The sequence below is a fragment of the Micromonospora sp. NPDC002411 genome (genome assembly GCF_053592955.1).
Genome location: NZ_JBSFBM010000452.1, coordinates 1 through 4,500 on the forward strand (window position 1 = coordinate 1; position 4,500 = coordinate 4,500).

Below are 4,500 nucleotides of genomic sequence, written 5' to 3' on the forward strand. Positions count from 1 at the left end.
CGCTGGGACGGTTCGACGCTGAAGGCTACGGTGCCGCCGCCGACGCCCTGCTGCTGCGGGTGGCCCCCGACGTGGTGCTCGGCGAGGCGGTGCGGCTGCGGGTGGTCGGCGAGGGCATCGAGCAGCCGGCGTTCGGTCACACCTTCGTCGAGGTGGGCCGGTTCGCCGAGGCGACACTGGTGCTGGAGCACGTCGGGTCGGCCACCCTGGCCGACAACGTCGAGGTCGCTGTGGCCGACGGCGCGAAGCTGACGTTGGTCACGGTCGCCGACTGGGCCGACGACGCGGTCCAGGCCCAGCACCTGAAGATCAAGCTGGGTCGGGACGCCAAGGTCGTCCACATCCAGGTCTCCCTGGGTGGCGACCTGATCCGGCAGTTCACCAGCGTGGAATACACCGGGCGCGGTGGCGAGGCCGAGTTGTACGGCGTCTACTTCGCCGACTCCGGCCAGCACCTGGAGCACCGGCAGTTGGTCGACCACAACGTTCCGGACTGCCGCAGCTACGTCGGCTACCGGGGCGCCCTGCAGGGCGCGGACGCGCACACCGTCTGGGTGGGCGACGTGCTGATCCAGGCCGAGGCGACCGGCACCGACACGTACGAGATCAACCGGAACCTGCTGCTGACCGACGGCGCGCGGGCGGACTCCGTACCCAATCTCGAGATCGAGACCGGCGAGATCGCCGGCGCCGGCCACGCCAGCGCGACCGGCCGCTTCGACGACGAGCAGTTGTTCTACCTGATGGCCCGGGGGATCCCGGAGGGTGAGGCCCGTCGTCTGGTGGTCCGCGGCTTCTTCGCGGAGCTGATCAACAAGATCCCGGTGGAGTCGCTGCGCGAGCGTCTCGGTGACGCGATCGAGGCCCGGCTGACCAAGGCCGGCGCCTGATGATCCGGATCTGCTCCACCGAGGACGTGCCGAAGGGCACCGCGATCAGCGCGGATGTCGACGGCACTCCGATCGCCCTGGTGCACGGCGAGGACGGCAACTTCTACGCGGCGTACGACGAGTGCTCGCACGCCGCTGTCGCCCTCTCCGAGGGAGAGGTCGACGGTTGCACGCTGGAGTGCTGGCTGCACGGCTCGCGCTTCGACCTGCGCACCGGCGAGCCGAGCGGGCTGCCCGCCACCGAACCCGTCCCCGTCTACCCCGTCGAAGTCCGCGACGGCGACATCTACCTCAGCCTGACGCCGAGTAATGGAGTGACCCGATAATGAGCACCCTGGAGATCCGCGACCTGAAGGTGTCGGTCAAGCTGCCCGAGGGTGAGCTCAAGCCGATCCTGGCCGGCGTCGACCTGACCGTGAAGTCAGGCGAGACCCACGCGATCATGGGGCCGAACGGCTCCGGCAAGTCCACCCTGGCGTACTCGATCGCCGGTCACCCCAAGTACGAGATCACCGGCGGCACGGTGACCCTCGACGGCGAGGACGTTCTCGCGATGACCGTCGACGAGCGTGCCCGCGCCGGCCTCTTCCTGGCCATGCAGTACCCGGTCGAGGTGCCGGGCGTCTCGGTGGCGAACTTCCTGCGGACCGCGAAGACCGCCATCGACGGCGAGGCGCCGAAGCTGCGCACCTGGGGCGGCGAGCTGCGCGGCGCGATGGAGCGCCTGCAGATGGACCCGGCGTTCGCCCAGCGCAACGTCAACGAGGGCTTCTCCGGTGGTGAGAAGAAGCGGCACGAGATCGTCCAGCTGGAGCTGCTCAAGCCGAAGATCGCGATCCTCGACGAGACCGACTCGGGCCTCGACGTGGACGCGCTGCGCGTGGTCAGCGAGGGCGTCAACCGGGTCCGCGACACCGGCGACACCGGCGTGCTGCTGATCACCCACTACACGCGGATCCTGCGCTACATCAAGCCGGACTTCGTGCACGTCTTCGTTGCCGGCCGGATCGTCGAGCAGGGCGGCCCGGAGCTGGCCGACAAGCTCGAGGCCGAGGGCTACGAGCGGTACGCCGCCGGGGCCGGCACGGCCAAGGCCTGAGCGGGAGAGGCGCTGCCGAGATGACCAGCATCGCGATCCCCGAGGGGATGCCGCAGTACGACGACGTGCCGCGTTTCGACGTGGCCCGGGTGCGCGCCGACTTCCCGATCCTCGATCGGGAGATCAACGGGCACCCGCTGGTCTACCTCGACAGCGCCAACACCTCCCACAAACCGCGCCAGGTGCTCGACGTGCTCGACGAGCACTACGCGCGGCACAACGCCAACGTCTCGCGCTCGGTGCACACGTTGGGCACCGAGGCCACCGAGGCGTACGAGGGGGCGCGGGCGAAGGTCGCCGCGTTCATCAACGCGCCGAGCGTCGACGAGGTGGTGTTCACCAAGAACTCCACCGAGGCGATCAACATCGTGGCGTACGCCTTCTCCAATGCCTCGCTGCGCCCGGACGCCGACAGCCGGTTCCGGCTCGGCCCCGGCGACGAGGTGGTGATCTCCGAGATGGAGCACCACTCGAACATCGTGCCGTGGCAGCTGCTCTGCGAGCGGACCGGCGCGACCCTGCGCTGGTTCCCCGTCACCGACCAGGGCCGGCTGGACGAGTCGGGCCTGGAGGACCTGGTCACCGAGCGGACGAAGATCGTCTCGCTGGTGCACACGTCCAACATCCTCGGCACGATCAACGCCACGTCGCGGATCACCGCCCGGGTCCGTGAGGTGGGCGCGCTGCTGCTGCTGGACTGTTCGCAGTCGGTGCCGCACCTGCCCATCGACGTGGTCGACCTGGACGCCGACTACATCGTGTTCACCGGTCACAAGATGTGCGGCCCGACCGGCATCGGCGTGCTCTGGGGCCGGGCCGAGCTGTTGGCGGCCATGCCGCCGGTGATGGGTGGCGGCTCGATGATCGAGACGGTCACCATGGCCCGCTCGACGTTCGCCGCGCCGCCGGCCCGGTTCGAGGCGGGCACCCCGCCGATCGCCGAGGCGGTCGCGCTCGGCGCGGCCGTGGACTACCTGACCGGCGTCGGGATGCGGGCCATCCAGTGGCACGAGAAGGAGCTGACGGCGTACGCGCTGGACGCCTTCGCCTCGGTGCCGGACCTGCGGATCTTCGGCCCGACCGTGCCGGTGGGCCGGGGCGGCACCATCTCGTTCGCGCTCGGCGACGTGCACCCGCACGACGTGGGTCAGGTGCTCGACTCGCTCGGCGTGCAGGTGCGGGTGGGTCACCACTGTGCCAAGCCGGTGTGCAGCCGGTTCGGCGTCCCGGCCATGACCCGGGCCTCGTTCTACCTCTACACCACCACGGAGGAGATCGACGCTCTGGTGGCCGGTCTGGAGCAGGTGAAGAAGGTGTTCGACTGATGCAGCTCGACCAGCTCTACCAGGAGATCATCCTGGATCACTACAAGCGCCCGCACGGGCGTGGACTGCGTGACGCCGAGGACTCCGGCGACCGGGTCGCGGAGGCGCACCACGTCAACCCCACCTGCGGTGACGAGGTCACCGTCCGGGTGGCGACCGACGGCACGGTTCTGCACGACATCTCGTACGACGGCATGGGCTGCTCGATCAGCCAGGCCTCCGCGAGCGTGCTGCACGAGTTGCTGCGCGGTCGGGGCGCCGGGGAAGCATTCGAGGTGCACGAGGCGTTCGTGGAGTTGATGTCCGGACGTGGCCAGATCACGCCGGACGAGGACGTGCTCGGTGACGGCGTGGCCTTCGCGGGCGTGGCCCGCTATCCCGCCCGGGTCAAGTGCGCGCTGCTGCCGTGGATGGCGTTCAAGGACGCCGCGGCACGTGCCGGCGTCGGCGTCAACCCGGAGGTGACGGCATGAGCGAGCTCAGCGAGCGAATCGGTGGTGCAGCGCGGCCTCATGGCGTCGCGGAGCGCAGCGGAGTGACGGCATGAGCGAGAATAATTGGTGCAGCGCAGTGCTGCCCCGTGGCGGCACAGAGCGAAGCGGAGTGATGGCATGAGCAGCGAGAACACGGCAACCGCAGCGACGCCGGAGGCCGGTGACGCCATCGCGGCGCCGCAGACCGACGCCGGAACGGCCGACGGCACCGCGACGCCGGAGGCCGGCGACGCCGGCACCCCGGCGGGCGGTGTCAGCAAGGCCATGATCGCCGACATCGAGGAGGCGATGAAGGACGTCGTCGACCCGGAGTTGGGCATCAACGTGGTCGACCTGGGTCTGGTGTACGGCGTGCACGTCGATGACGAGAACGTCGCCACCCTGGACATGACGCTCACCTCGGCGGCCTGCCCGTTGACCGACGTGATCGAGGACCAGGCTCGGCAGGCACTGACCACCGGCCCTGGGGGCGGTCTGGTCAACGACATCCGGATCAACTGGGTGTGGCTTCCGCCGTGGGGTCCGGACAAGATCACCGATGAGGGTCGGGACCAGCTCCGTTCCCTCGGCTTCAACGTCTGACCCGACTCCGTACGACCTTCGTCGACCCGATGCCCGCGCTGCTCACGACCCATGGCATCAAGGCGCTGTCGGACCGCTGATCGCCGAGCCGCCGGGGCACGTCAGCCGTT

General features: G+C 69.6%; 6 protein-coding genes. All 6 read left to right on the plus strand.

The window, feature by feature from the left end:
• Positions 1-890, plus strand: an 890-nt coding sequence (gene sufD / locus ACWCO3_RS31940) for a Fe-S cluster assembly protein SufD (RefSeq protein ID WP_450013612.1), incomplete at its 5' end; no start/stop codon positions are given.
• On the plus strand, positions 890-1,216 hold the full coding sequence (locus ACWCO3_RS31945) for a non-heme iron oxygenase ferredoxin subunit (protein WP_145779866.1): 327 nt from the start codon (positions 890-892) through the stop codon (positions 1,214-1,216). The genes sufD and ACWCO3_RS31945, both read left to right, overlap by 1 nt.
• Positions 1,216-1,989, plus strand: a complete 774-nt coding sequence (sufC, locus tag ACWCO3_RS31950) for a Fe-S cluster assembly ATPase SufC (RefSeq protein ID WP_007462702.1) — start codon at positions 1,216-1,218, stop codon at positions 1,987-1,989. The genes ACWCO3_RS31945 and sufC overlap by 1 nt, the downstream gene beginning before the upstream one ends.
• Positions 1,990-2,009: 20 nt before the next feature.
• Positions 2,010-3,314, plus strand: a complete 1,305-nt coding sequence (locus ACWCO3_RS31955; RefSeq protein ID WP_145779867.1) for a cysteine desulfurase — start codon at positions 2,010-2,012, stop codon at positions 3,312-3,314.
• Entirely contained in the window at positions 3,314-3,787 is a 474-nt protein-coding gene (gene sufU / locus ACWCO3_RS31960; RefSeq protein ID WP_145779868.1) for a Fe-S cluster assembly sulfur transfer protein SufU, read from the plus strand. Before ACWCO3_RS31955 ends, sufU begins: the two co-directional genes overlap by 1 nt.
• Positions 3,788-3,925: 138 nt before the next feature.
• Complete coding sequence (locus tag ACWCO3_RS31965) at positions 3,926-4,390, plus strand: metal-sulfur cluster assembly factor (protein WP_354878447.1); 465 nt, start codon at positions 3,926-3,928, stop codon at positions 4,388-4,390.
• The last annotated feature ends 110 nt before the right edge of the window (positions 4,391-4,500 follow it).